The organism is Arthrobacter sp. zg-Y179, from assembly GCF_020907345.1.
Classification (GTDB): domain Bacteria; phylum Actinomycetota; class Actinomycetes; order Actinomycetales; family Micrococcaceae; genus Arthrobacter_B; species Arthrobacter_B jinronghuae.
Window position 1 is genome coordinate 527929 of record NZ_JAJJOB010000005.1, and the last position, 23547, is coordinate 551475.

General features: G+C 64.2%; 20 protein-coding genes and 3 tRNA genes. 13 read left to right on the plus strand and 10 right to left on the minus strand.

The annotated features are described in order from the left end of the window. The first annotated feature begins 127 nt into the window (after window positions 1-127). From gyrB to LOC56_RS05705, 7 genes are all read left to right on the plus strand, one after another. Window positions 128-2185 (plus strand): DNA topoisomerase (ATP-hydrolyzing) subunit B, encoded by a 2058-nt coding sequence (gyrB, locus tag LOC56_RS05675; protein WP_442860069.1) that lies wholly within the window; start codon window positions 128-130, stop codon window positions 2183-2185. A 69-nt stretch (window positions 2186-2254) separates the two neighbouring features. Next, a complete protein-coding gene (gyrA, locus tag LOC56_RS05680; RefSeq protein WP_229951271.1) occupies window positions 2255-4912 on the plus strand; it encodes a DNA gyrase subunit A in 2658 nt (885 codons plus the stop codon). Continuing rightward, the gene (locus LOC56_RS05685; RefSeq protein ID WP_229951273.1) at window positions 4909-5418 is read left to right on the plus strand and encodes a DUF3566 domain-containing protein; all 510 of its coding nucleotides are present in this window, start codon (window positions 4909-4911) and stop codon (window positions 5416-5418) included. The genes gyrA and LOC56_RS05685 overlap by 4 nt, the downstream gene beginning before the upstream one ends. 115 nt (window positions 5419-5533) lie before the next feature. Further along, window positions 5534-5607: transfer RNA gene (locus LOC56_RS05690), tRNA-Ile, on the plus strand. 45 nt (window positions 5608-5652) lie between these two features. Further along, complete coding sequence (locus LOC56_RS05695) at window positions 5653-5772, plus strand: DLW-39 family protein (RefSeq protein ID WP_229951275.1); 120 nt, start codon at window positions 5653-5655, stop codon at window positions 5770-5772. A 64-nt stretch (window positions 5773-5836) separates the two neighbouring features. After that, window positions 5837-5909, plus strand: a tRNA-Ala gene (locus LOC56_RS05700). A gap of 135 nt (window positions 5910-6044) precedes the next feature. Further along, window positions 6045-6968, plus strand: coding sequence for a DMT family transporter (locus tag LOC56_RS05705; RefSeq protein ID WP_229951277.1), 924 nt, complete (start codon window positions 6045-6047; stop codon window positions 6966-6968). A gap of 133 nt (window positions 6969-7101) precedes the next feature. On the opposite strand, the gene LOC56_RS05710 is transcribed toward LOC56_RS05705, so the two are convergent. Then, window positions 7102-8109, minus strand: coding sequence for a hypothetical protein (locus LOC56_RS05710; RefSeq protein ID WP_229951278.1), 1008 nt, complete (start codon window positions 8107-8109; stop codon window positions 7102-7104). A 152-nt stretch (window positions 8110-8261) separates the two neighbouring features. Here LOC56_RS05710 and LOC56_RS05715 point away from each other — a divergent pair, with 152 nt between their 5' ends. Both LOC56_RS05715 and LOC56_RS05720 read left to right on the plus strand, forming a co-directional pair. After that, window positions 8262-8804 (plus strand): peptidylprolyl isomerase, encoded by a 543-nt coding sequence (locus LOC56_RS05715; protein ID WP_229951279.1) that lies wholly within the window; start codon window positions 8262-8264, stop codon window positions 8802-8804. A 302-nt stretch (window positions 8805-9106) separates the two neighbouring features. Further along, a complete protein-coding gene (locus LOC56_RS05720; RefSeq protein ID WP_331460913.1) occupies window positions 9107-9730 on the plus strand; it encodes a rhomboid family intramembrane serine protease in 624 nt (207 codons plus the stop codon). A 462-nt stretch (window positions 9731-10192) separates the two neighbouring features. On the opposite strand, the gene LOC56_RS05725 is transcribed toward LOC56_RS05720, so the two are convergent. Beyond that, complete coding sequence (locus tag LOC56_RS05725; protein ID WP_229951281.1) at window positions 10193-10444, minus strand: cell division protein CrgA; 252 nt, start codon at window positions 10442-10444, stop codon at window positions 10193-10195. Window positions 10445-10672: 228 nt separating this feature from the next. Here LOC56_RS05725 and LOC56_RS05730 point away from each other — a divergent pair, with 228 nt between their 5' ends. Together LOC56_RS05730 and LOC56_RS05735 are read left to right on the plus strand one after the other, a co-directional pair. Further along, window positions 10673-11443, plus strand: coding sequence for a class E sortase (locus LOC56_RS05730; RefSeq protein ID WP_229951522.1), 771 nt, complete (start codon window positions 10673-10675; stop codon window positions 11441-11443). A gap of 176 nt (window positions 11444-11619) precedes the next feature. After that, the gene (locus LOC56_RS05735; protein WP_229951282.1) at window positions 11620-12294 is read left to right on the plus strand and encodes an aminodeoxychorismate/anthranilate synthase component II; all 675 of its coding nucleotides are present in this window, start codon (window positions 11620-11622) and stop codon (window positions 12292-12294) included. Here the strand turns inward: LOC56_RS05735 and pknB are convergent. Genes pknB through LOC56_RS05770 form a run of 7 tightly spaced genes read right to left on the minus strand, consistent with a single transcriptional unit; the run spans window position 12291 to window position 21609 of the window. Beyond that, window positions 12291-14177: a Stk1 family PASTA domain-containing Ser/Thr kinase gene (pknB, locus tag LOC56_RS05740; RefSeq protein ID WP_229951283.1), complete on the minus strand. Its 1887-nt coding sequence runs from the start codon at window positions 14175-14177 to the stop codon at window positions 12291-12293. The two genes, LOC56_RS05735 and pknB, sit on opposite strands and share 4 nt — an antisense overlap. A 6-nt stretch (window positions 14178-14183) precedes the next feature. Next, a complete protein-coding gene (locus LOC56_RS05745; protein ID WP_229951284.1) occupies window positions 14184-16022 on the minus strand; it encodes a protein kinase domain-containing protein in 1839 nt (612 codons plus the stop codon). Beyond that, complete coding sequence (locus LOC56_RS05750; RefSeq protein ID WP_229951285.1) at window positions 16019-17458, minus strand: peptidoglycan D,D-transpeptidase FtsI family protein; 1440 nt, start codon at window positions 17456-17458, stop codon at window positions 16019-16021. Before LOC56_RS05750 ends, LOC56_RS05745 begins: the two co-directional genes overlap by 4 nt. After that, window positions 17455-18873 (minus strand): FtsW/RodA/SpoVE family cell cycle protein, encoded by a 1419-nt coding sequence (locus LOC56_RS05755; protein WP_229951286.1) that lies wholly within the window; start codon window positions 18871-18873, stop codon window positions 17455-17457. Before LOC56_RS05755 ends, LOC56_RS05750 begins: the two co-directional genes overlap by 4 nt. Then, on the minus strand, window positions 18873-20348 hold the full coding sequence (locus tag LOC56_RS05760) for a PP2C family protein-serine/threonine phosphatase (protein ID WP_229951287.1): 1476 nt from the start codon (window positions 20346-20348) through the stop codon (window positions 18873-18875). The genes LOC56_RS05755 and LOC56_RS05760 overlap by 1 nt, the downstream gene beginning before the upstream one ends. Window positions 20349-20392: 44 nt before the next feature. Next, on the minus strand, window positions 20393-20878 hold the full coding sequence (locus LOC56_RS05765) for an FHA domain-containing protein FhaB/FipA (protein WP_442860070.1): 486 nt from the start codon (window positions 20876-20878) through the stop codon (window positions 20393-20395). Next, a complete protein-coding gene (locus LOC56_RS05770) occupies window positions 20878-21609 on the minus strand; it encodes an FhaA domain-containing protein (protein ID WP_229951288.1) in 732 nt (243 codons plus the stop codon). The genes LOC56_RS05765 and LOC56_RS05770 overlap by 1 nt, the downstream gene beginning before the upstream one ends. 451 nt (window positions 21610-22060) lie before the next feature. Here LOC56_RS05770 and LOC56_RS05775 point away from each other — a divergent pair. Beyond that, window positions 22061-22143: transfer RNA gene (locus tag LOC56_RS05775), tRNA-Leu, on the plus strand. 181 nt (window positions 22144-22324) lie between these two features. On the opposite strand, the gene LOC56_RS05780 is transcribed toward LOC56_RS05775, so the two are convergent. Next, window positions 22325-22687, minus strand: coding sequence for a DUF5997 family protein (locus LOC56_RS05780; RefSeq protein ID WP_229951524.1), 363 nt, complete (start codon window positions 22685-22687; stop codon window positions 22325-22327). Window positions 22688-22767: 80 nt separating this feature from the next. Between LOC56_RS05780 and LOC56_RS05785 the strand changes: the two genes are divergently transcribed. Continuing rightward, a complete protein-coding gene (locus LOC56_RS05785) occupies window positions 22768-23511 on the plus strand; it encodes a LysR family transcriptional regulator substrate-binding protein (RefSeq protein ID WP_229951290.1) in 744 nt (247 codons plus the stop codon). Window positions 23512-23547 lie beyond the last annotated feature (36 nt).

Here is a 23547-nt window from a genome sequence, read left to right on the forward strand (position 1 = left end):
TTAGTGGCCTGCCAGAGGGTGTTTTGGACAGGTTTGCCCCCTGCGGCGCGGTAGAATTGAGAGTGGAGATGCCTGTCCGCTGGGGAGGCTTCAATTCTGACGAACACAAGAGGAGTCGACAGCACCTGTGGCTAACGACAATGAGATGGACAACTCAGAGGTAACACCAGAGGACCACGCAGTGCCGGAAAAGGCCACCCCCGTGGAATACGGCGCGAATGAAATTACGGTTCTGGAAGGCCTTGAGGCAGTCCGAAAGCGCCCGGGCATGTACATCGGTTCCACGGGCCCCCGCGGCCTGCATCACCTGGTGTACGAAGTGGTCGATAACTCCGTCGACGAGGCTCTGGCCGGCTACTGCGACCACATCGAGGTGGTCCTGCAGTCCGACGGCGGCGTGCGCGTCACTGACAACGGCCGCGGCATTCCCGTGGATCTTCATCCCACCGAAGGCATCCCCACCGTCCAGGTTGTTATGACCATCCTGCACGCCGGCGGCAAATTCGGCGGCGGCGGTTATGCAGTGTCCGGCGGCCTCCACGGCGTTGGTATCTCCGTGGTCAACGCGCTCTCCGAGCGGGTGGAAACTGAAGTACGCCGGCAGGGCTTCGTCTGGCACCAGAGCTTCGCGAACGGCGGGCACCCCGTCGGCGAACTGCGCCAGGGCGAAGAAACCAGCGAAACCGGCACCACCCAGACGTTCTACCCGGATCCGGCGATCTTCGAGACCACCGAGTTCGACTTCGAAACCCTGCGTGCCCGCTTCCAGCAGATGGCCTTCCTGAACAAGGGCCTGCGCATCCGGCTCACGGATGAGCGGACGCTGGAAGAGGAAACCGAGGAAATCGCCGAAACCACTGACGCGGACGCGGCTCCGAAGCACCGCACGGTGGACTACCTCTACGCAGACGGGCTGCTCGACTACGTCAAGTACCTGAACTCCGCGAAGAAGGTCGAAGTCGTCCACGATGACGTGATCGCCTTCGAAACCGAGGACTCGGACAAGAAGATGGCCGTGGAAATGGCCATGCAGTGGACCACCGCCTACTCCGAGAGCGTCCACACCTACGCCAACACGATCAACACGCATGAGGGCGGAACGCACGAAGAAGGCTTCCGCGCCGCCATGACGTCCTTGATCAACAGGTACGCCCGCGAGAAGAACATCATCAAGGAAAAGGATGACAACCTCACCGGCGATGACATCCGTGAAGGGCTGACCGCCGTCATTTCGGTCAAGCTCGCCGAACCGCAGTTCGAAGGCCAGACCAAAACCAAGCTGGGCAACTCCGAGGTCAAGGGGTTTGTCCAGCGGGTGGTCACCGACCAGCTCGGTGACTGGCTGGAACGCAACCCGGGCCCGGCCCGCGACGTAATCCGCAAGTCCATCCAGGCCTCCCAGGCCCGCCTCGCTGCCCGCAAGGCCCGCGAATCCACGCGCCGCAAGGGACTGCTGGAATCCGGCGGCATGCCCGGCAAGCTGAAGGACTGCTCCTCCAAGGATCCGTCGAAGTCTGAAATCTACATTGTGGAGGGCGACTCCGCAGGCGGTTCGGCCGTCCGCGGACGCAACCCCGAAACCCAGGCCATCCTGCCGCTGCGCGGCAAGATCCTGAACGTGGAACGTGCCCGCCTGGACCGAGCCCTCAGCAACGCCGAAGTCCAGGCCATGATCACCGCGTTCGGCGCCGGAATCGGCGAGGACTTCGATGTGGAGAAGGCCCGGTACCACAAGATTGTGCTGATGGCCGATGCCGACGTCGACGGCCAGCACATTACCACCCTGCTGCTGACGCTGCTCTTCCGCTACATGCGTCCGCTGATCGAAAGCGGCTACGTGTACCTCGCCCAGCCGCCGCTGTACCGCATCAAATGGTCCAACCACGCCCACGACTACGTCTACAGCGACCGTGAGCGGGATGAAGTCATCACCCGGGGCCTGGCCAACAACCAGCGCCTGCCGAAGGACAACGGCATCCAGCGCTACAAGGGCCTGGGCGAGATGGACTACACCGAACTCTGGGACACCACCATGGATCCCGACCACCGCACGCTGCTGCAGGTCACCATGGATGACGCAGCGGCCGTGGACCAGGTCTTCTCGGTGCTGATGGGCGAAGACGTCGAGTCCCGCCGCAGCTTCATCCAGCAGAACGCCAAGGACGTGCGCTTCCTGGACATCTAGCGGATTCAGTGCCGGCGACTGGCTGCCGGAGAGCATGGACTTTAGCGACTTAGAAACGGAAGCAGAACTATGAGTGATGAGACTCCCGAGGTAACCGGGGACGAGACTCCCCTGGCCGGGACCGCACTGACAGACCGGGTTGAGCAGATCGACCTGCAGACCGAGATGCAGCGCTCCTACCTTGACTACGCCATGGCGGTCATCGTGGGACGCGCCCTTCCCGACGTGCGGGACGGACTGAAACCCGTGCACCGCCGCGTGCTCTACGCGATGTTCGACGGCGGCTACCGTCCGGACCGCTCCTTCAACAAGTGCGCCCGCGTGGTCGGCGAAGTCATGGGCCAGTACCACCCGCACGGCGACTCGGCGATCTACGACGCCCTGGTCCGCCTGATCCAGGACTGGACCATGCGCTACCCGCTGGCACTGGGCCAGGGCAACTTCGGATCCCCGGGTAACGACGGCGCCGCGGCGCCCCGTTACACGGAAACCAAGATGGCTCCGCTGGCCATGGAAATGGTCCGCGACATCGACGAGGAAACCGTTGATTTCCAGGACAACTACGACGGCCGCAACCAGGAACCGACCATCCTGCCGGCCCGGTTCCCGAACCTCCTGGTCAACGGCTCCTCCGGCATCGCCGTGGGCATGGCCACCAACATCCCGCCGCACAACCTGCGGGAAGTTGTTGACGGGGTCCAGTGGTACCTGCAGAACCCGGACGCGCCCAATGAAGAGCTGCTTGAAGAACTGATCCGCCGGGTCAAGGGTCCCGACTTCCCCACCGGCGCGCAGATCCTCGGGCACAAGGGCATCGAGGATGCCTACCGCACCGGCCGCGGCTCCATCACCATGCGTGCCGTGGTCAACGTCGAGGAACTCCAGGGCCGCACCTGCCTGGTGGTCACCGAGCTGCCGTACCAGGCCAACCCGGACAACCTGGCCGTCAAGATCGCCGAGCTGGTCAAGGACGGCAAGATCACCGGCATCGCCGACATGCGCGACGAAACCTCCGGCCGCACCGGCCAGCGCCTGGTGATTGTGCTCAAGCGCGACGCCGTCGCCAAGGTGGTGCTGAACAACCTGTACAAGCACACCCAGCTGCAGGACAACTTCGGTGCCAACATGCTGGCCATCGTGGACGGTGTGCCCCGCACCCTGAGCCTGGACGCCTTCATCCGGCACTGGGTTGCCCACCAGCTCGAAGTCATCGTCCGCCGCACCCGCTACCGGCTGCGCAAGGCCGAGGAAGCCGCACACATCCTGCGCGGCCTGCTCAAGGCGCTGGATGCACTGGACGAGGTCATTGCCCTGATCCGCCGTTCCTCCACCGTTGAGGACGCCCGGAACGGCCTGATGGGCCTGCTGGAAATCGACGAGATCCAGTCCCAGGCCATCCTGGACATGCAGCTGCGCCGCCTGGCTGCCCTGGAACGCCAGAAGATCCAGGACCAGCACGCCAAGCTCGAAGCGGAAATCGCCGAGTACAACGTCATCCTGGCCTCCGACGAGCGCCAGCGGCAGATTGTCAGCGACGAACTGCAGGAAATTGCCGACAAATACGGTGATGACCGGCGCACGCACATCCTCATGGGCTACGACGGCGATATGAGCATGGAAGACCTCATTCCCGAAGAGGAAATGGTGGTCACCATCACCCGCGGCGGCTACGTCAAGCGCACCCGCAGCGACAACTACCGTCAGCAGGCCCGCGGCGGCAAGGGCATCAAGGGCGCCCAGCTGCGCGGGGACGACGTCGTCGAGCACTTCTTCGTCACCACCACGCACCACTGGCTGCTGTTCTTCACCAACCTGGGCCGGGTCTACCGGGCCAAGGCCTACGAACTGACCGAAGCCGGCCGGGATGCCAAGGGCCAGCACGTGGCCAACCTCCTGGCCTTCCAGCCCGACGAGCACATCGCCCAGGTCCTGGCACTGCCGGACTACGACGCCGCTCCGTACCTGGTGCTTGCCACCAAGCGCGGACTCGTCAAGAAGACCCGGCTGGCGGACTATGACACCAACCGTTCCGCCGGCGTCATCGCCATCAACCTGCGGGACGGCGACGAACTGGTCTCGGCCCAGCTGGTTTCCGAAACGGATGATCTGATGCTGGTTTCCCGCATGGGCCAGTCGCTGCGCTTCACCGCCACCGACGATGCCCTGCGTCCCATGGGACGGGCCACGTCCGGCGTTACCGGCATGAAGTTCCGGGAAGACGACGAACTGTTGGCAGCCGACGTCGTTACCGAGGACTCGTTTGTCTTCACGGTGACCGAAGGCGGCTACGCCAAGCGCACGAGCTCGGACGAATACCGTGTCCAGGGTCGCGGCGGCCTCGGCATCAAGGTCGGCAAACTCGCCGAGGAACGCGGCCACCTGGTCGGCGCCATGGTGGTCCAGGAAGAGGACGAAGTACTGGTGGTTATGCAGGGCGGCAAGGTAGTCCGCTCTTCCGTCACCGGCGTGCCGTCCAAGGGCCGCGACACGATGGGCGTTATCTTCGCCAAGCCGGACAAAAACGACCGGATTATCGCCGTTGCCCGCAATTCCGAGCGCGACCTGGCCATTGAAGAGGACGCCGAACCGTCGGACGGAACTTCCGTAGCGGCGCTGGCAGCCGCCGGGGAGGCACCTGTGGAGCCCACAGGCGATGAAGTACCGTTGTCTACAAATGAAACGGCTGCGCCCGATGCACAGTCAGCACAAGATGGAGGTAGCGAGTGAGCTCGACCAACCCAAGCCCTAGGTCGTCCTCGGGCGGCGGGCCGCGGGTGAAAACCCCCGCCCGCCCTGCCCAGCGTCCTGGAGGGGGTCAGAGCACCTCGGGTAACCGCCAGCCGCTGGTGAAGCCCGCTCCCAAGGCCAAGGCCCGCAAGGCCCGGCTGCTGGTCAGCAAGATCGATCCCTGGTCCGTCCTGAAAATGGCCTTCCTGCTGTCCGTGGCGCTCGGCGTTGTCACCGTGGTGGCTGCCATTGTGTTGTGGACAGTGCTGGACCTGACCGGCATCTTTGACCGCGTCAACACGCTGCTGGGCGAGATTGCCGGCAGCGAGTCCGGCGGCTTCGACCTCCGTGACTTTGCCTCGCTGGGACAGGTGGTTTCCTTTGCGACCATCATCGCCGTGGTGAACGTCCTGCTGCTGACGGCGCTGTCGATGCTCGCGGCCGTGCTGTACAACATCGCTTCCACCCTGGTGGGCGGTATTGGTGTCACGCTGACAGACGACTGACTAGCGTTTTCCGGTTCCGGAGGCGCCCAAACAGCTCCTCCGGAACCGGAAAACCACTCGATTTGGCGCCGGGCCGAAGGTACGGTAAAGTCATATCTCGGCCCGAAGAGGTTCGGGGCGTATAGCTCAGGCGGTTAGAGCGCTTCGCTGATAACGAAGAGGTCCCAGGTTCAAGTCCTGGTACGCCCACGGAACACCTTGCAAGAGGTGGACCACAACGGCAAGGAGGATTCCGTGAAGAAGTTGCTGGCAGTAACGGCAGCTGCGGCTGCGGGAGTCTTTGCTTTCAAGAAGTGGCAGGAAACTGCTGCTGAGAAGACCGTTTGGAAGGAATCGACCGACAAGGTCGACTAAAACCAAACAGCTTCCGGTCATAACCTGAGGCAACAATAGGTTATACTGGATAAGTTCTCATTTCGGGGGCATGGCGCAATTGGTAGCGCACCTGCTTTGCAAGCAGGGGGTTCGGGGTTCGAGTCCCCGTGCCTCCACCGAATACAGAAGGTCCCCGCTCTTCGGAGCGGGGACCTTCTGCGTTTCACCTGTCAGGGATGCCCGGCTTCGCCAGGGGTCCCTTCCCCCCGCCGCGGCGCCGGAGCCCCGCTGTCCTGCACTAGTGTTGGCCTGTGAATATTTTCCTCGCGGTGGTAGGAGTGCTGGGCGTCTCCGCATCCGGGCCCATTATGGCCGCTACCGCGGCCCCGGCTTTGGCCATTGCTTTCTGGCGCAATGCCATCGGTGCGGTACTGATGGGTACTCCGGCCGTGCTGGGCCGGCGTCGGGAGTTCGGACAGCTCACCGCCCGGGACTACAAGTGGACCGCCATTGCCGCCGTCGCGCTGGCACTGCACTTCGCCTGCTTCATCACCTCGCTGCAACTGACGTCCGTTGCCGCTGCCACGGCGTTGGTATGCCTGCAGGCAGGCTGGATCGCGTTGTTCAATGTCCTGCAGGGCATCCGGGTCCCGCCCGTCGTCCTGGCGGGACTCACAGCCGCGTTTGCAGGCGTGCTGGTGATTGCCGGGTTCGATCTGGGCCTGTCCCGGGAGGCCCTCATCGGCGACGTGCTTGCCGTGGCCGGAGGCGCCCTGGCCGGCGTGTACACGATTGCCGGCGGCAAAGCCCGGGAATCCATGTCTACGGGCATCTATACATCCCTCTGCTACGGTGCCTGCGCGGTGCTCCTCCTGGCCCTGTGCGCAGCCTTCCGGCAGCCTATCGTCGGCTTCCCGCCGGCGGCGTGGGTGGGGATCCTCGGAGTGACCGTGGTGGCGCAGATCCTGGGCCACACAGTGTTTAATCACCTGCTGGCCGTGATCAGTCCGTTGGTCGTGTCCATGATCATCCTGCTGGAGATCCCGGGAGCTGCCATCCTGGCGGCCGTCTTCCTTCACGAGCAGCTTCCCGCCGGTACTTATGCGGGGCTGGCACTCATCCTGGCGGGTCTAACGGTTGTCGTTGCCGGCCAGGGCAGGCTCCGCAGACGGTCCGGGGCAACCGCGCAGCCGGTGCCACCCGCCCCGCCGGCCCTGGGCGGGGACCAACTCTAGGCAGGGGTTTCAAAGCAGAGGGTTCCAAAACAGAGGGTTCCAAAACAGAGAAGGAGGGCCCCGCCATAGGCGGAGCCCTCCTTCTTCAGTACTTGTCCGGGTCCGGCCCTAGCCGATACCCGAACCGGCTCTGCTACTTGCCGGTGTTGTTCTCCGAATGGGCGCCGGAGGGCTTTGCAGCTTCCTTGGCGTCGCCGGTGGTTTCCTTGCTGTGCTTACCGGCATCGGAGGCCTTCTCGCCGGACCGCGCAGCAGCACGCTCGGCTGCTTCCTTGATGCTGGCGACGGTCTCCGCGGTGTCGGAAGGAGCGGGCGCAGCGGCGTCCGTGGTCTTCGCGGCAGGCTTGGCTGCCGGCGTCGGCTTGGGCACCTCGACAATGGGCGTGGTGGCCGCTGCCGGCTTAGCCGCAGCGGTGGAAGAAGCACCGGTGCTGGCAGGAGCCGTTGCCGGGGTGGTGGTTGCCGGCTTGGGCGCTGCGCCGGTGCTGGCGGCAGGCTTGGGAGCCGGAGTCTTCCACGGATCCTCGACCGGACGGGAAGCGCGCCAGGCGGCCACACCGGCCGTTACGGCCGCTGCAATGATGCCGAAGACCAGCCAGCCCTTGCCGCCGCCCTTCTGGCTCTTGCGGGCTTCCTTGGCAGCCTGCGCGGCCGCCTTCTGTGCCCGCTTCAGTGCCTTCTTGTTTCCCGTGACCTTCGCAACGGCCGTCTGCACCGGTACGTTGGCAGCGGTCAGGCTGCGCGAAACGCTGTCTGCGGCAACCCCGATGCGCGTGGACAGGGCGGGAATGTAATCATCGACAACCCGGTCCTTGGCCGTGTTCAGTGCCGGGGTGGCACGGTCCAGGGTGTTCTGGATGCGCGGAGCGGCTTCATCCACTGCGTGGCTGATGCGCGGCCCAACCTTCTCGAGCCCGCCCTGGATGCGGGGCGTGACGGTGGCTACGCCCTGGGCGATTTCATCAGCAGCGCGCTTGATGCCGTCCTGGATCTTCGGAGATGCGGTCTCGATCCCCTTTTCAATCCGCGGAACGGCCCAGCCCTTGGCTGCGTCGACCTTGGGTGTTGCCCACTCGCGGGCAGTCACGATGCCTGCTGCAACATTGGCTTCGAGATCATGGGTGATGCGGTCCTTCTTCAAAACTACCTCCCGGGATAGTTGTCGTTTCAGCCTTAGCCTACGTGTTCCTGCGGGTCTCTGCTATCAAGGGCCCTGACAGGGCGCGGTTTTCACTGTGCGCTGAACACGGCCGATTCCGCCCACGCGTAGAAGCGCCGTGGAACAATGGCCTTATGACTGCTATTCCTACAGCAAAAGCAACCATCCACACTTCCATGGGCGACATCCGTGTCAACCTGTTCGGAAACCACGCCCCCAAGACGGTCAAGAACTTCGTGGGCCTGGCCACCGGCGAAATCGAGTGGACCGATCCGGCAACGGGTGAGAAGACCACCCGTCCGCTCTACGACGGAACGATCTTCCACCGCATCATCAAGGACTTCATGATCCAGGGCGGCGACCCCCTGGGCCGCGGCACCGGCGGACCGGGCTACCAGTTCGACGACGAGATCAACCCTGATCTCGACTTCTCCGCCCCGTACAAGCTGGCCATGGCCAACGCGGGTGTCCAGATGGGCCGGGGCACCAACGGCTCGCAGTTCTTCATCACCTCCGTGCCCACCACGTGGCTGCAGGGCAAGCACACCATCTTCGGTGAGGTTGCCGACGACGAGTCGCGTGCACTGGTTGACCAGCTCAATGCGGTTTCCACCGACGGCCGCGACAAGCCGGCCGAAGACGTGGTTATCAACAGCATTACCGTCGAACAGCTCTAATCTGTCCGAAGGTGCCCCGGCCGGAGTCTCCGGCCGGGGCTTTCGTCAATCCGGGAGTCCCAGCAATGTCATATGGTGTGCCGGCCGAGGTGCCGGCTTCTCAGGTGCCCGTGTGTCCCCGCCATCCGGACCGGGTCAGCTACATCCGCTGCCAGCGCTGCGGGCGCCCTGCCTGCCCCGAGTGCCAGCAGAACGCTGCAGTAGGCGTCCAGTGCGTGGACTGCTTCAACGAGCAGCGCAAGACGCAGCCTGCATACCGGACTCCCTTCGGAGGGCGAGTCGCCCCGAACGGAAAACCGGTGGTGACCATCACCATCATGGCGGTGTGCGCCGTTGCCTACGTGCTGCAGCTGCTGCTGCCCGAATTCACGCGGACTTTCTTCTACGCACCCGTGCTGACGGATTATCAGCCGTGGCGCCTGCTGACCGCAGCATTCCTGCATTCCCAGGGCAGTCCCATCCATATTGCCTTTAACCTCTACGCCCTCTGGTTCCTGGGCCGCAGCCTGGAGCCCTTGTTCGGCCGCGTCCGGTTCGTCCTGCTGTACCTGATCTCGGCCTTGGGCGGCTCTGTGGGCGTGATGTACCTGGCGGATCCCACGGTTGCCGTGGTGGGCGCCTCCGGTGCCGTGTTCGGGCTCTTCGGTGCCCTGTTCGTGGTGATCCGGCAGCGGCGGGGGGAGCTGCGTTCGCTGCTGATCCTGCTGGCGGTCAACCTCGTCCTTGGGTTCGTGGTTCCCGGGATCGCCTGGCAGGCCCATGTGGGCGGCCTGATCACCGGAGCGGCCTGTGCAGCCATTCTGGCGTACACGCCCCGCGGAAAGCACCGCACGGCCGTCCAGTTCGCCGGTCTTGCCGGGATTGTGCTGGTGCTTGTGGTGGCAGCTGTGCTCTGGCAGTCTCCGGTGCAGATTATCCCCGGCTAACCCCCCGCGATATTGACACCGATCTGCGTGCCCGCCGTCACTGACGGCGGGCACATCCCTTTAACGACGCGGAAGTCTTCGAGGGACCTGCCTGTCAGGACCTGGGGCACCGGAAGGACGGCCCAAGGCTGCTCCAGCCATCCAAAAGTTATCCACAGGGATACCCACAGTGTTAATAACCTACATGGATGTAATTTCCGAGTCCCAGCGCCGATCCACAGGGTTATCCATAGGCTGCAGGGAGTTACACACATGTAATTCCACAGGTGTGGATAACCTCCTTCCCTTTGTTTGCAAGGAAGTTGCCGAAGTAACCCACAGAGTTTCCCACACCTGTGGATAACTCCGTGCACAACCTGTGAACAACGTGGAAAACAGGGGACAGCGGTCGTCCGGGCAAACAAAAAGGCTTCCCGGCGCCGAAAACGGCGCCGGGAAGCCTGGGGCACGAAGGCCGGAGCGTCAGCGCCAGCGCGTCGTCATCAGGAAGCCCACAATCGCGATGCCGAAGCCCACCAGGATGTTGCTGTCACCGAAAGCCGGAACCGGGTACTCCCCCTGGGTGATGTAGTACGTGATGATCCACAGGAGGCCGAGGATCATCAGGCCGAACATGACAGGCTTGTACCAAACGGGATTTTCCTTGGGCACCGACGCAGTCTTCGTTGGGGCTGCGGTGCGGGAAGGCTTCTTGCGGGATTTGGACTCAGGCACGGATCCTCCTAGCGGAACCGGCTCTGCAGACGCCGGTGGTTGTGGTTATGGGCTGGGACAACCACGGTCCCGCGGGAGAAGTCTCCTTCAACGCGCAGACCTGTTAGGGTCATCCCTATTCTGATTATCCTAGCGAATTCCGCGGGCGAGCTGTCCCGGGTTCCCTAAGGCCGTGAAATACCGGTCCCCGCCAAAAGGAGAGCGTTGGCCGAGCCATCCGTCACCACCATGAAGCACCGACGCCGGCGTCGTGCTTCCCCGCGCCGGTCAGGAGGAAAGGGCCGGATGGTGGTCCAGGTAGCCGGAGAGCTCCTGATAACGCTGGGAGTTGTCCTGGCACTGTTTGTTGCCTGGCAGCTTTGGTGGACCAACATTGACTCGAACCGGGCCCAGCAGGAGGCCATTGACGGGTTGTTTGAGGGTTTCGACCTCCCCGCAGCACCGCCGGCGTCCTCTTCCCAGGACTACGGAGATCCGGTGGTGCTGGACCCCCTAAGTAAGGAAGGCGAGACCTTCGCCGTCGTCTATGTTCCCCGGTTCGGGGCGGATTATGCCGCTCCGGTGACCAGCGGCGTCGGAACGGCCGTGCTGGATCGCCTGGGGCTGGGACATTATCCCGCTACCGCGATGCCCGGAGGTGTTGGCAACTTCGCCGTAGCCGGCCACCGGCAGACCCACGGCAAGGCCTTGGATCCCATCCACACCCTCGTGCCCGGAGACCACATCTACGTTCAGACCGCGGACGGTTACTACGACTACGTCTACCGCAATACCCAGATAGTGCTGCCCGACCGGGTCGACGTGATTGCTGCTGTCCCCACGGATCCCGCGGCTGTCCCGAGCGAACGCTTCCTGACCCTCACCAGCTGCAACCCGCGCTTCGGCTCCGAGGAACGCATTATTGCCTACGCCCTGCTGGACTCGTGGCAGCCTCTGTCCGCGGGACCCCCGTCGGCAATTGCAGACGTCGTTGCCGCCAATGCCTCCGGAGGTCGCTAAAATGTACGGATGGTTGTTTCGGCACCTTCCCGGACCGCTGTGGTTCCGGATCCTGCTCTCCGCGGTGCTGATCGCCGCGGCCGTGTTGGCCCTGATGGAGTATGTCTTCCCCTGGCTTGCCGAGAGCAGCCTTTTTCCTTCATTAACGGATTCAACGATTGGCGGTTCCTAGCACCATGAGCACCCGGATCCTGGTGGTCGACAACTACGACAGCTTTGTTTATACGCTGGTGGGCTACCTGCAGGAGCTCGGGGCGGAAACCACGGTGATCCGCAATGATGACCTGAGTGTCGAGTCAGCGATTGAGCTGGCTGCCCGCCACAACGGGGTGCTGGTTTCCCCCGGTCCGGGCACGCCGGGCGAGGCGGGTGTGTCGGTAGACCTGATCCGCTGGTGCGGAACTACTGCAACGCCGATGCTGGGCATCTGCCTGGGCCATCAGGCACTGGCGGAGGCGTACGGCGGCACGGTGACGCACGCGCCTGAACTGATGCACGGCAAGACCTCGCTGGTGGAACACGGCGGCGAGGATGTTTTCGCGGGGCTGCCCAGCCCGCTTACCGCTACCCGCTACCACTCGCTGGCGGCCGTCACCGATAGCATTCCCGCCGAGCTGCGGGTTACGGCGCGAACGGCCAGCGGAATCATCATGGGCCTGCGGCATGCGGCAGCACCGCTGTCCGGCGTGCAGTTCCACCCGGAGTCCGTCCTCACGGAGGGCGGCTATCAAATGCTGGGCAACTGGCTGGAGTCAGTCGGACTGACAGGAGCGGCGGCCCACGCGGCCACGCTGAGCCCGCTCATCTCCAGCGCAGCGCAGGCCGGGCAGGCGACTCCGGCCCGCGCCTAGCGCCGTCCCGGAAGGAGGGCCGTACTGGACGGCGAGGCCGTCGGAGCAGGCGTCGGCTCCGGAGCAGGGGCCTTGGCAACCGACAGGATCACGGTAGTGCCCGGGGCCACGTCCGTGCCGCCGGGAACGCTTTGTGAAATGACCGTGCCGGGTGCTACATCGGCGGATTCGACCTCTGTTCGTTTGGGAGTCAGAAGGAGTGCCGGATCGACCAGCCTGGTTTCGGCCTGCTCCCAAGGCATCCCCTCGAGGTTCGGAACGGTGACCCGCCCCGTGGACACCACGATGTCGACTTCGCTGTCCGCCGGCACGGTCTCGCCGACAGCGGGGTCGGTGCCGAGAACGCGTCCCGACTCCATTGTGGAGCTGTTGCCCCCGATCGTAGACCCGCCCCTGAGTCCGAGCCCGCGAAGCTCGTCACGGGCACCCGATTCCGTCATTCCCACCAGATCCTGCGGGATGGTCATGCTGGAAGGGCCCTTGGAGATGTAGAGCGTAATGCTCTCATCTTTGACTACGTCCGCGCCGCCCGCCGGAGTGGTGCGGATGGCCAGGTCCTCGGCCACGCTGTCGCTGTATTCCTCGCTGATCCTGGGGGGCTGGAAGCCCGCGCTGATAATGGCGTTCATGGCATCGGTCTGGGATTTGCCCTCGACCTGGGGCACGGCTGCGGTAGCAGGTGCGGCGGGTTCGGCATTGATCATGTTCCATCCGACAAATCCGCCGACGGCGAGAACCAGGACCACCAGAATGCTGAAAACGGTGATCCAGGCCCGCCGGCGGGCCTTTTGCTGGGGGTCACGGTCGCCCGTGGAACCGATGTTGAGGGCCGGATGGTCTTCTGTCCGGGGATGAGCATCGTCCGAAAGCAGGGAGCCGCCGGCAAGCACTTTGGCCATGGCCCGTGTGCGGGGTTCGTCCTCGGGAGCAGATGCCATGGCAACCGTGGCGGGTTCCTGCGGCCTTGGCACGGAGATCGCCTGTGTAGCAGCGGTGACGGGTCCGCCGTCGCGCGCCGAAAGCAGGGCTTCCCGGAATTCCCTCGCGGTCTGATAACGGTGGTCGCGGTCCTTGGCCAGTCCGCGTTTCAAGACGTCGTCCAGGGCGGCTGGAATTTCGGGGTTCAGGCTGCTGGCCGTGACGGGCTGTTCGCGGACGTGCTGGTAGGCCACGGAGACGGGGCTTTCACCGATGAACGGAGGCCTGCCGGTAAGCAGTTCGAACAGCAGGCATGCGGTGGAGTAAAGGTCGCTGCGGGCATCCACGGTTTCGCCGCGGGCCTGCTCGGGGGATAGATACTGGGCGGTACCGACTACGGCCTGGGTCTGCGTCATGGTTGCGGCTGAATCGGCCATGGCACGGGCGATGCCGAAGTCCATGACCTTTACTCCGCCGTCGGCGGTCACCATAACGTTGGCTGGCTTGATGTCCCGGTGGACGATTCCGGACCGGTGGCTGTAATCAAGGGCAGCGAGGACGCCGAGGGAATAGTCAATCGACTTCTCGATGGTGAGCTCGTCTGCCTTGAGCAGGTCGCGCAGGGTCCGCCCCGGAACGTATTCCATCACGATGTAGGGCAGCCGCACGTCGTCCCGCGGCGAGACGGACTCCTGGTCTCCGGTGTCATATACGGACACGACAGAGGGGTGGTTCAGCCCCGCCACAGCCCGTGCCTCGCGCCGGAAGCGTGACTGGAACAGCGGATCACGGGCCAGGTCCGGACGCAGCACCTTGATGGCCACGGTCCGGCCCAGGCGAATATCCCGCCCAAGGTAGACGTCGGCCATTCCGCCGCGTCCGATCAGTTCACCCACCTCGTAGCGCCCGTTCAGGACGTTATCGGTATTGAGGGTGGGCTGCCCTCGAAGGAATTCTGCGCTCATGGTCTCTTAGCTGCTGCCTGTAGGGCCGGTCATGCTGGCGCCGCCGGACTGATCCGAACCCGTACCCGACTGGTTCAGACGGGAACCGATACCGGTGTCGGCACCCTCGCTCCCAGCCGGCGGGGCGGAAGAATTCTGGGTGGTCGGAGCCGGAGCCGGGGTTGAAGGGGCTGCTTCTGCGATGTAGTAGGTGACGGAAGAGCCCCGCGCCACGCTGGAGCCTTCGGTGGGATTGACCCCCACGACAGTGCCCGGAGCGGCGTCGGACTGCTGGGTGCCGCCGTTGACCGGCATCAGGCCGGCATCGACGATGCGCTGGCGGGCCGCAGCCTCAGGCTGTCCGGTCAGGGCGGGGACGGAAACCATTTCCGGGCCCGAGGAGTAAATAATGGTCACGGCATCCCCGCGGCTCAGCGTTCCCGAGGGGTTGACCTCAATGACGGAACCTTCCGGGATGGTTGCGTCCGAAACCGGAAGCCGTTCCACCTGAAGGCCCAGGGCAATCAGTTCGCCGTAGACCTCGTTAACGGGCCGGCCCTCGTACGTGGCCGAATCGATGCGGATTTCGTCGGGGGTTTCGGACGGCGTGGCAGACGCCGTGGTCTTGGAAGGCGAGGGGCTGCGGGACGGGCTGGCGGCAGACGAACTCGCGGCGGGGGCCGGGTCCTCGTCTCCCTCGGAGCCGGTGAGCACGAAGAACGCGACGACGCCGGCCAGAATGAGCACGAGCAAGGCGATCAGCGGGATCGTCCAGGGGCTGCGGCGCTTTTCCTCTTCGACGTCCCCCGGGTCGCCGTCGTCGTAATCGACATCGTCTTCGTCGGTCCACTCACGGGATGCGGCAAGCTCACCCGTGCGGGCGTCGGGCACGGATGCGCCGGCGACCGTGGGCAGGGCCGATGTCGACGGTGCGGTGTCCACCACGCGGGTGGCAGAAGTACCGGTGGTGGGCACCGGGGCTGTGACCGCGCCGGCGGAGGATCCGAAGAGCAGCATTCCGGGGACGGCTTCCTGCGCTGCGTGGATGTCTCCGCGGCGGATGGCGGCGACGGCAAGGGCCAGCGATTCGGCGTCGGCGGGACGGTCCGCCGGGTCCTTCGCCAGCATGGACATGATCAGGGCACGCACCGGCTCCGGAATGGTTTCCGGCAGCGGCGGAGGCGTGTCGTTGACCTGTGCCAGGGCAATCGCGATTTGGGATTCGCCGGAGAAGGGACGGCGGCCGGCGAGAAGTTCGTAGCCAATGACACCAAGCGCGTAGATGTCGCTGGAACCCGTTGCCTGCTGTCCGGTGGCCTGTTCCGGAGCCAGATACTGGGCAGTGCCCATGACCTGTCCGGTGGCGGTCAACGGCACCTGGTCGGCCAGGCGGGCGATCCCGAAGTCGGTGATCTTGACCTTGCCGTCGGGCATGATGAGCAGGTTGCCGGGCTTCACATCCCGGTGCACGAGGCCCTGGTTGTGGGCCACGGCCAGCGCAGTGGCGACCTGGCCGATGATGGACAGTGTCCGGTCCGGTGAGAGCACCTTGTCGCGCTCAATGATGGTGGACAGCGGCTGGCCGGGAACAAGTTCCATGACCAGGTACGCCGAACCGTCCTCTTCGCCGTAGTCAAAGACATTGGCGATGCCGGGGTGGTTGAGCAGCGCGGTGTGCCGGGCCTCCGCCCGGAACCGGTTAAGGAAGCCCGGGTCCCCGGTGTACTCCTCCTTGAGGATCTTGATGGCAACAATGCGGCCCAGGACCAGGTCCCGTGCCTTCCAGACCTCGCCCATACCGCCGATGGCAATACGGTCGGTCAGCTGGAATCTGCCGCCTAAGGTGATACCCGATGTAGGCCTCACTTATTCAACACCGCCTCTAGGAGTTTCTGCGCGCTTGGAGTGGTCAATTGGGCACCGGTGGTCAGGTCCACGTCTTCCATGACGACGGAAATGGCCACCTGCGGATCGTCGGCCGGAGCGAACCCGGTGAACCAGGCATTGTCTCCCCGGCCTTCGACCTGGGCCGTACCGGTCTTGCCGGCCACCTGTATGCCCGGAATCCGGGCGGCAGTGGCGCTGCCGTTGTCTACGACGCCGACCATCCACTCGGTGAGCTGGCGTGCCGTGTCGGGGCTGACGGAAGTGTTTAGTTCCGTGGGCTTCGGTTCGTCTATTACGGACAGATCAGGAGCGCGGACGCTGCGGACCAGGTTCGGAGTCATCTGCACGCCGTCATTGGCGATGGCTGCAGAGATCATGGCGACTTCCAGCGGGGTGGCCGTCACGCTGCCCTGGCCGATGGAGGCCAGGGCCAGCTGGGCCTCGTCCTCGTTCTCGGGGAAGTGGCTGGCGACGACGTCGGTGGGAATCTTCAGTGAGGTATCAAAACCGAACTTCTCGGCCTGTGCCGCAATATTGTCCTGGCCGAGATCCAGCGCCACCTGGGCGAAGACCGTGTTGCAGGAATGGGCCAGGGCAAAGGCAAAGTCCGCCTCGGCGCGGGCCGAGCAGGCTCCGGTGACGAAGTTCGGCAGGGAAATGTTGGTCCCGGGCAGCGGCAGCGAGGGCGGGTTCGGGATCACCGAGTCGGCGTCGTACTTCCCCGATTCCAGGGCTGCCGCAGTGTCCACCAGCTTGAAGACGGAGCCGGGAGCCAGCAGGGACTGGGTGGCCGGATTGGTATACGGCGACAGTCCCGGCTGGGAAGTGAGGGCGTCCATGTTGGTGCTGAGCAGCCCGGTGTCGTGGGCGGCCAGGAGATTGGTGTCGTAGGACGGCTTGGAGACCATGGCGAGGATATCGCCCGTCTTGGGGTCCATCATCACGATTGACCCGCGCTGGCCGTCAGGAATGAGGTCATAGGCCAACTGCTGGAGTTCCGGATCGATGGTCAGTTCCACCGAGGCACCCTGGCTCTGCGCGCCGGAGAAAACCTGGACCAGCTTGTCGTAGAACTGCTGGGAGCTGTTGCCGGACAACTCTTCATTCATTGCCATTTCCAGCTGCGTGGTGCCGTTCAGATTGAAGAAGCCCGTCAGGTGCGAATACAGCTCGGGGCTGTTGTAGACCCGCTGGTAATTGAACTGGTCGTCGGACGGAACGGACTCGGCGACAGCCTTGCCATCCACGAGGATGGAGCCGCGGGGCTCCCCGAAATCCCGGTAGATGGCCCGGTTGTTATTCGGGTTGGTGTTGAGCTTCTCGGCGGCAAAGAACTGCACATACGTCAGCGAACCGAGAATGAGCACGAACATTGCCAGGGCCACTACCCAGCTGTTACGGATAGCCTGGTTCATTCGTCTCCTTCCTTAGGGGAACGCCGGGTACGGGCGGAAGCGCCGGACCGGGATTCTGCCATGGCGGGAACCATGTCGGTGGACAGCGGGCCGGTAGGCACGGGCCTGCGGGCGGCATCGGAAATCATGAGCAGGAGCGCCACAATGATCCAGTTGGCCAGCAAGGAGGAGCCGCCTGCAGACATGAACGGGGTGGTCAGCCCGGTCAACGGGATCAGGCGCGTGACGCCGCCGATCACCACGAAGCACTGCAGGGCAATGATGAAGGACAATCCGCATGCCAGGAGCTTTCCGAAACCGTCCTTGGTGCCCAGGGCGGCACGGAATCCGCGGGATACCAGCAGGACGAACATCAGCACGATCGCGAAGATGCCGATCAGGCCCAGTTCCTCACCGAGGGCGGCAATAATCATATCGCTGTTCGCGAAGGTCACCAGATCAGGCCGGCCCTGTCCCAGACCGGTGCCGACAAGCCCTCCGCTGGCCAGGCCGAAGAGCCCTTGCACTACCTGGTAGCTGCCGCCGGCCCCGTTGTAGACCTCGGGATCAAAGGCGTTGAGCCAGCCGTGGATCCGCGCCTGCAGGTGGCTGAACAATTGAAGGGCGACGAAACCGCCCGCTGCGAGCAGGCCCACGCCGATCACTACCCAGCTCACACGGCTGGTGGCGACGTAGATCATGGCCATGAACAGGCCGAAGAAGAGGATGGACGAGCCAAGGTCCCGCTGGAAGACGAGCACGCCGATGCTGACAAGCCAGGCAACGACCATGGGGCCCATGTCCCGCATACGCGGGAACTGCAGCGGCCCGACCTTCCGCCCCGCGAGCAGGATGAGGTCGCGGTTGGTGGATAGATACCCGGCGAAGAATATGGCCAGGGTGATCTTGGCGATTTCACCGGGCTGGAAGGTCCCGATGCCAACGTTGATCCAGATTCGTGCTCCGTTGATCTCGCGGCCCACGGGGGCCGGCATCAGCGGAAGGAGCAGCAGGATCGCGCTGACTATCAAGGAGATGTAGGTGTAGCGGCGCAGGATCCGGTGGTCCTTGATGATGAACAGCACGGCGATTCCTGCCGCCACGGCTACCGTGCTCCACAACAGCTGCCGGTCCGCTGCGTCATCGCCGTTGGTGATGTCCAGGCGGTGGATCATGGCCAGCCCGATGCCGTTAAGGGCAGTGACAATCGGAAGTATTACCGGATCGGCATATTTGGCACGGAAGCGCAGCACCAGGTGGAAGATGATCACCAGCGCCATGAGGGTCCCGCCCTGGACCCAGAAGTCGGAGTCGAAGGCGCGGTCTTCGTCGAGGCCAACGATCATGTTGGCGCCGACTCCGACCAGCAGCGCAACGAGGAGGAGGAGGGCTTCAGTGTTCCGGCGCGGTTTAGGCACGGTGAGGACATCCGACATTACTGCTCACCTCCGCAGGCGCTGTTCTGTTCGGCTTTGGGTGCGGCGGTAGCACCTGGTGAAGGTGCAGCAGTAGCGGAACCGTTGTCCACCGGCGGACACAGGACCGCCTTGGCAGTGTCCCGCAACTCGCTGACTATCTCACCGGCATGCTCAAGATCCCGGGCAGGAAGGGTGTCTTCCACGCGGTTGCGGTGATACTCGGAGAGGCTGTCCACCGGAATGTCGGATACGTCGGTGACATGTGAGAGCTGGATAGGTCCGACGGTCTGGGAGACACCGTTGTAGATAGCAACCCGATTGTCATAGGAGCCCACGTAGTAGCGGGTCTGCGTCCAGGTGTAGCCGAGCCACACGACGACGGCGAGCAGCAGTGCAACCACGGTCAGGAACGCCGGCAGCAGCCAGCGCTTCCAACCGGTACGGGGCGAGTCCCCGGTGGGCTGCTCTGCCTGCTGCTCGGATTCGGCCTTGTGGGTCAGCATGCGGGCAGCGCGCCGCTCGGCGGACCGCTTCGTGACGATCGGAATTTCACCGGTCTCGGTGGCAAGGGACGCCGCGCCAACCAATACGTGCGGCCGGGAGGCCAGATCCTGGCGGATCAGCTGGGCGCGTTCGCGCTCACTCTCGGCGTCGTCGGCGTCGTCCTGGGCAGCGGGATCCTCCGCGCGCGATCCCGGCTCATCCTCGGTCACGGGCGGGGCCGCAGCTACAGCAGCAGTCGGGCGGTACGCGTTGTCCCTGGAGGACACCTCGGAGAGCGGAGCGGTGGCCGGCGCAGAGCCGGCGTCGGGGTCCTCATCGATTTCAATGACAGCAACTGTCACGTTGTCCGGAGAACCGCCGGCCAGTGTGAGTTCAACCAGGGTGTCTACGCACTCCTGCAGGTCCGAGGTGCTGCGGAGAACGCCCTCGATGTCGGAATCCCGCAGGACGGCGGTAAGCCCGTCGGAACACAGCAACCAGCGTTCGCCGGGCTCGACGTCGAAAGTGGCGAGGTCCAGTTCGGGGCTGGCATCAACATCGCCAAGCACGCGCATGAGGACGTTTTTATGCGGGTGCACTTCGGCTTCTTCGGGCTGCAGACGCCCTTCATCGATAAGCCGCTGCACGAAGGTGTGGTCGATGCTGATCTGTTCGAACCGGCCGTCTTTGAGCCGGTAGGCGCGGGAGTCGCCGATATGCGCCAGTGCCAGGCGCTGCTCGTGCAGCAGCAGCGCGGTGACTGTGGTTCCCATGCCGGAGAGCTGGGGGCTGGTGGTGACCAACTCGGACAGGAGCGAATTCGCCGCTTGGATTTCATCGGCAAGGACGGTCAGTGGTTCATCCTCGTGGACACTGCTGTCCAAATGGACCAGATCGAGCACGGTGGAGGCGGAGGCGACGTTGCCGCCGGCGTGGCCGCCCATGCCGTCGGCAACGACGGCGAGGTAACGGCCGACGTAGGCGGAATCGTCATTCTTGAAACGAACCATTCCAACATCGGACCGTGCTGCATATCTGAGGACCAGGGCCACTGTCAGGGCCTCAATTCGATGACCGTCTTACCGATGCGGATCGGCACACCGGGTTCGACGGGCAACGCCCGGGTAAGTTGGCTTCCACCGAGATAGGTTCCGTTGGTTGAACCGAGGTCCTCAACGAACCAGCGGCTGCCCTGGGGGAAGAGGCGGGCATGGCGGCCGGAGGCGTAGTCGTCTTCCAGGACAAGGGTTGCTTCCTGTGCCCGTCCAAGCAGGATGGGGCTGGCGGCCAGGTCCAGTGTGGTTCCGCGCAGCGGGCCTTCCGTCACCACGAGCTCCCTCGGCGTCACTTTGCTGGGGGCCGGCGCACGCTTTTCAAGGTTCGGGTCCTTGCGGATCTGGCGGGCCGTCGGGGTCCCGGTCCGGTTGCGGCTGCCAACGGCGAGGTCGCGTCGGATGGCGCCGACCACGCTGACCACCATGATCCACAGCAGGATCAGGAAGCCGTAGCGCAGGAGCGTTTCAGTTAATTCGCTGAGCACTAACGTCCCCCGGTCCGGACGGGCAGCAGCCGAAAGACGATTCGGGTGCGCCCCATGGTGATTGTGGATCCGTCGGTAAGCACTGCTTCACCTTGAACTTTCTGGCCGTTGACGAAGCTGCCGTTGGTGGAGCCCAGATCGATGGCACGGCTGGCTCCGTTCTCGGTGCGGATCTCCAGATGACGGCGGGAAACGCCGGTGTCGTCCACGAGGATGTCGGCTTCGGAGGAGCGGCCCAGAACCACTGAGGGCGCATTGAGGGTGTAACGCTGTCCGTCAACGTCCAAGACGGGCTGCATCCGAGCCGATGGTCCCTGCCGCGGTGCAGGAGGGGAGGGCATCCGGGTCTGGGCCGAGGGTGACTTTTCAGTGGACGAATCCACTTCAAGCACCCCTGCCTTAAGGGAGGAATCGCGGGTAAACGAAACCCGCACCGGGCCCTGAAGAGTGTAGGACTGGCTGCGGGCATGTTTGATGACTACGTCGCAGAGCTCTTCAGCCAGGGGTGCGCCCCACTTCTGTGCCTGGGCGAAATCCGAGGTGGAAAGCCGCACCGTAAAGACATTCGGTGCCAGGGTCCGGCCCTGGCCCAGGACCATGGAATGCTGATCCAGTTCCTTGCGGAGTGCGATGGCAAGCTCCAGCGGTTCAACACGGCCGGACGAACCGGACGCGAAAGCACCACGAACAATCTTTTCGATGCCGCGTTCGACATTGTCGAGTATGCCCAAGTCCGTCTCCTTCCGTGTCCTGTCCATTGAATTGCCTCGTCAGCAGTACCTGCCCGGCGCCGCGGTGCGGGGCCCAATTGTCTGCCGGGACTGGTTCGCAACTGGTTCGCGACTGGTTCCGGCAGGGCACAGGTACATGCGTCCACTTCGATACTACTGGTGACTGCAGATAAATGTCTTACCGCCGTCCCGGTGCCCCGCGTGCCGGTCCGGGCGCTGTTCCACCCCCGTTGCCGGCTTCGCGGCCTACCCTCTGCAGCCGGGAGAACGGCCGGCGTTCCCTGCAACAGCGCGGTTTTTATGTTGTCCCGGAAGCCGTTTAGGTGTTTGGCCGAAATGCCGGTATGCTTGATTCTGCTGTTCCCGAGGAAACGCAACGAATGATCACAGACGGGATCCACTTGGATCGTGTCAGATCGTCCGCACAGCGTTGCCGCGGGAAACCATTTATGCGCGAGTGGCGGAACGGCAGACGCGCTGGCTTCAGGTGCCAGTGTCCGAAAGGGCGTGGGGGTTCAAATCCCCCCTCGCGCACATAGATAAAGAATGACTCCGGCCAGACGGCCGGGGTCATTCTTTTTTGCGTTCTGCGTCCTGCGTCCCGGGCGATCCCCGGAGCAGGGGACTCCGAACAAGGGCCAACACAATAAGGGAGGGGCCGCGCAGATGCTGCGCGGCCCCTCCCTTATTGCGAATCCGGTGAGCCGAACGGCTCCTAGGCGCGTTCCGCCTTCTTGGCTTCTGCTTCTTTTACGCGCTGGGCTTCGGCACGGACGGCGGCAAAGCTCGCCCGTTCCTCAACCAGCCAGGCCGGCGGCTGGGCCAGCAGTGCCTTGATTTCCTCGGTGGTCAGGGCCTCGGTCACGCCGGCGCGGGTCAAACCGCCGATCGAGACGTTGAGCTTCTGCGCCACGACGGGGCGCGGATGCGGGCCGGTGCGGCGCAGCTCGGTGAGCCACTCAGGCGGATTGGACTGCAGTTCATCGAACCGGGCCCGCGAAATAGGCCCGTCCTGGAAGTCCTGCGGCGCTGCGGGCAGATAGATGCCCAGTTTCTTGGCTGCCGTGGCAGGCTTCATGGATTGGGGAGATTTCTCGGTGGTCATATTCCAAGGGTATCCGCCCGCCGCGCCACCTTCCGGTGGGCTAAGGTGTTCTGATGCCCACAGACACATCAGCACCCCTGCAGGGGGCGACGTCGCGGCCGCTGACCGTGGCCTACGTACCGGGCGTGACTCCGGGCAAATGGATTACCCGCTGGAGGGAACGGCAGGACCAGGAACTCCGGACGTTCCAGTGTGAGGAGCCGGCCGCGTTGGAGGAACTTGCCTCCAACCGGGCGGATCTGGCGTTTATCCGTATTCCTGCCGAAGGTTTCGCACGCCCGGACGGTGTGAACGTGATTCCGCTGTACGAAGAGCAGCCGGTGGCCGCCGCCTCAAAGGAGCACCCCCTGGCGGCCTTCGACGCCGTCGACCTCGCGGATCTCGACGGCGAGACGATTCTGGACATTGACGTGATGGGAGGCGCCGCCGTCGCCCTTGAGGTGGCTGCCGCCGGCAGCGGTGTTGTGATTCTCCCCATGTCGGTAGCCCGTCTGCACTCCCGGAAGGACGTTGCAGCCCGGCCCGTAAGCGGCGTTCCGGCAACCCGGATCGGAATTGCCTGGCTGCAGGACCGGGACGAGCCGGACATAGAAGAATTCATCGGAGTGGTGCGGGGACGGACCGCGAACAGCTCCCGCCAGCCCTCCATCCAGGCTGAACAGGAGTCATCAGCCAAGAAGCGGACCAAGGAGCGCCAGACCCGGAGCGCGGCCAAGCCTGCGGCAAAGTCCGGCGGGCGTCCCGCAGGCAAGGGCAAAGGCGCCGGCAAAAACGGCAAGCCGCGCCGCAGCCGTTGAAATACCGTTGTCAACAACTGATCCGGCACTGCTGAC

What these genes read in the sequence shown, in the direction of transcription:
- gyrA (WP_229951271.1), top strand. Translation starts at nt 2,255, where the DNA reads ATGAGTGATGAGACTCCCGAGGTAACCGGGGACGAGACTCCCCTGGCC.
- LOC56_RS05715 (WP_229951279.1), top strand. Translation starts at nt 8,262, where the DNA reads ATGACTGCTATTCCTACAGCAAAAGCAACCATCCACACTTCCATGGGC.
- LOC56_RS05730 (WP_229951522.1), top strand. Translation starts at nt 10,673, where the DNA reads ATGAAGCACCGACGCCGGCGTCGTGCTTCCCCGCGCCGGTCAGGAGGA.
- LOC56_RS05735 (WP_229951282.1), top strand. Translation starts at nt 11,620, where the DNA reads ATGAGCACCCGGATCCTGGTGGTCGACAACTACGACAGCTTTGTTTAT.
- pknB (WP_229951283.1), bottom strand. Translation starts at nt 14,177, where the DNA reads ATGAGCGCAGAATTCCTTCGAGGGCAGCCCACCCTCAATACCGATAAC.
- LOC56_RS05750 (WP_229951285.1), bottom strand. Translation starts at nt 17,458, where the DNA reads ATGAACCAGGCTATCCGTAACAGCTGGGTAGTGGCCCTGGCAATGTTC.
- LOC56_RS05755 (WP_229951286.1), bottom strand. Translation starts at nt 18,873, where the DNA reads ATGTCGGATGTCCTCACCGTGCCTAAACCGCGCCGGAACACTGAAGCC.
- LOC56_RS05760 (WP_229951287.1), bottom strand. Translation starts at nt 20,348, where the DNA reads ATGGTTCGTTTCAAGAATGACGATTCCGCCTACGTCGGCCGTTACCTC.
- LOC56_RS05780 (WP_229951524.1), bottom strand. Translation starts at nt 22,687, where the DNA reads ATGAAGCCTGCCACGGCAGCCAAGAAACTGGGCATCTATCTGCCCGCA.
- LOC56_RS05785 (WP_229951290.1), top strand. Translation starts at nt 22,768, where the DNA reads ATGCCCACAGACACATCAGCACCCCTGCAGGGGGCGACGTCGCGGCCG.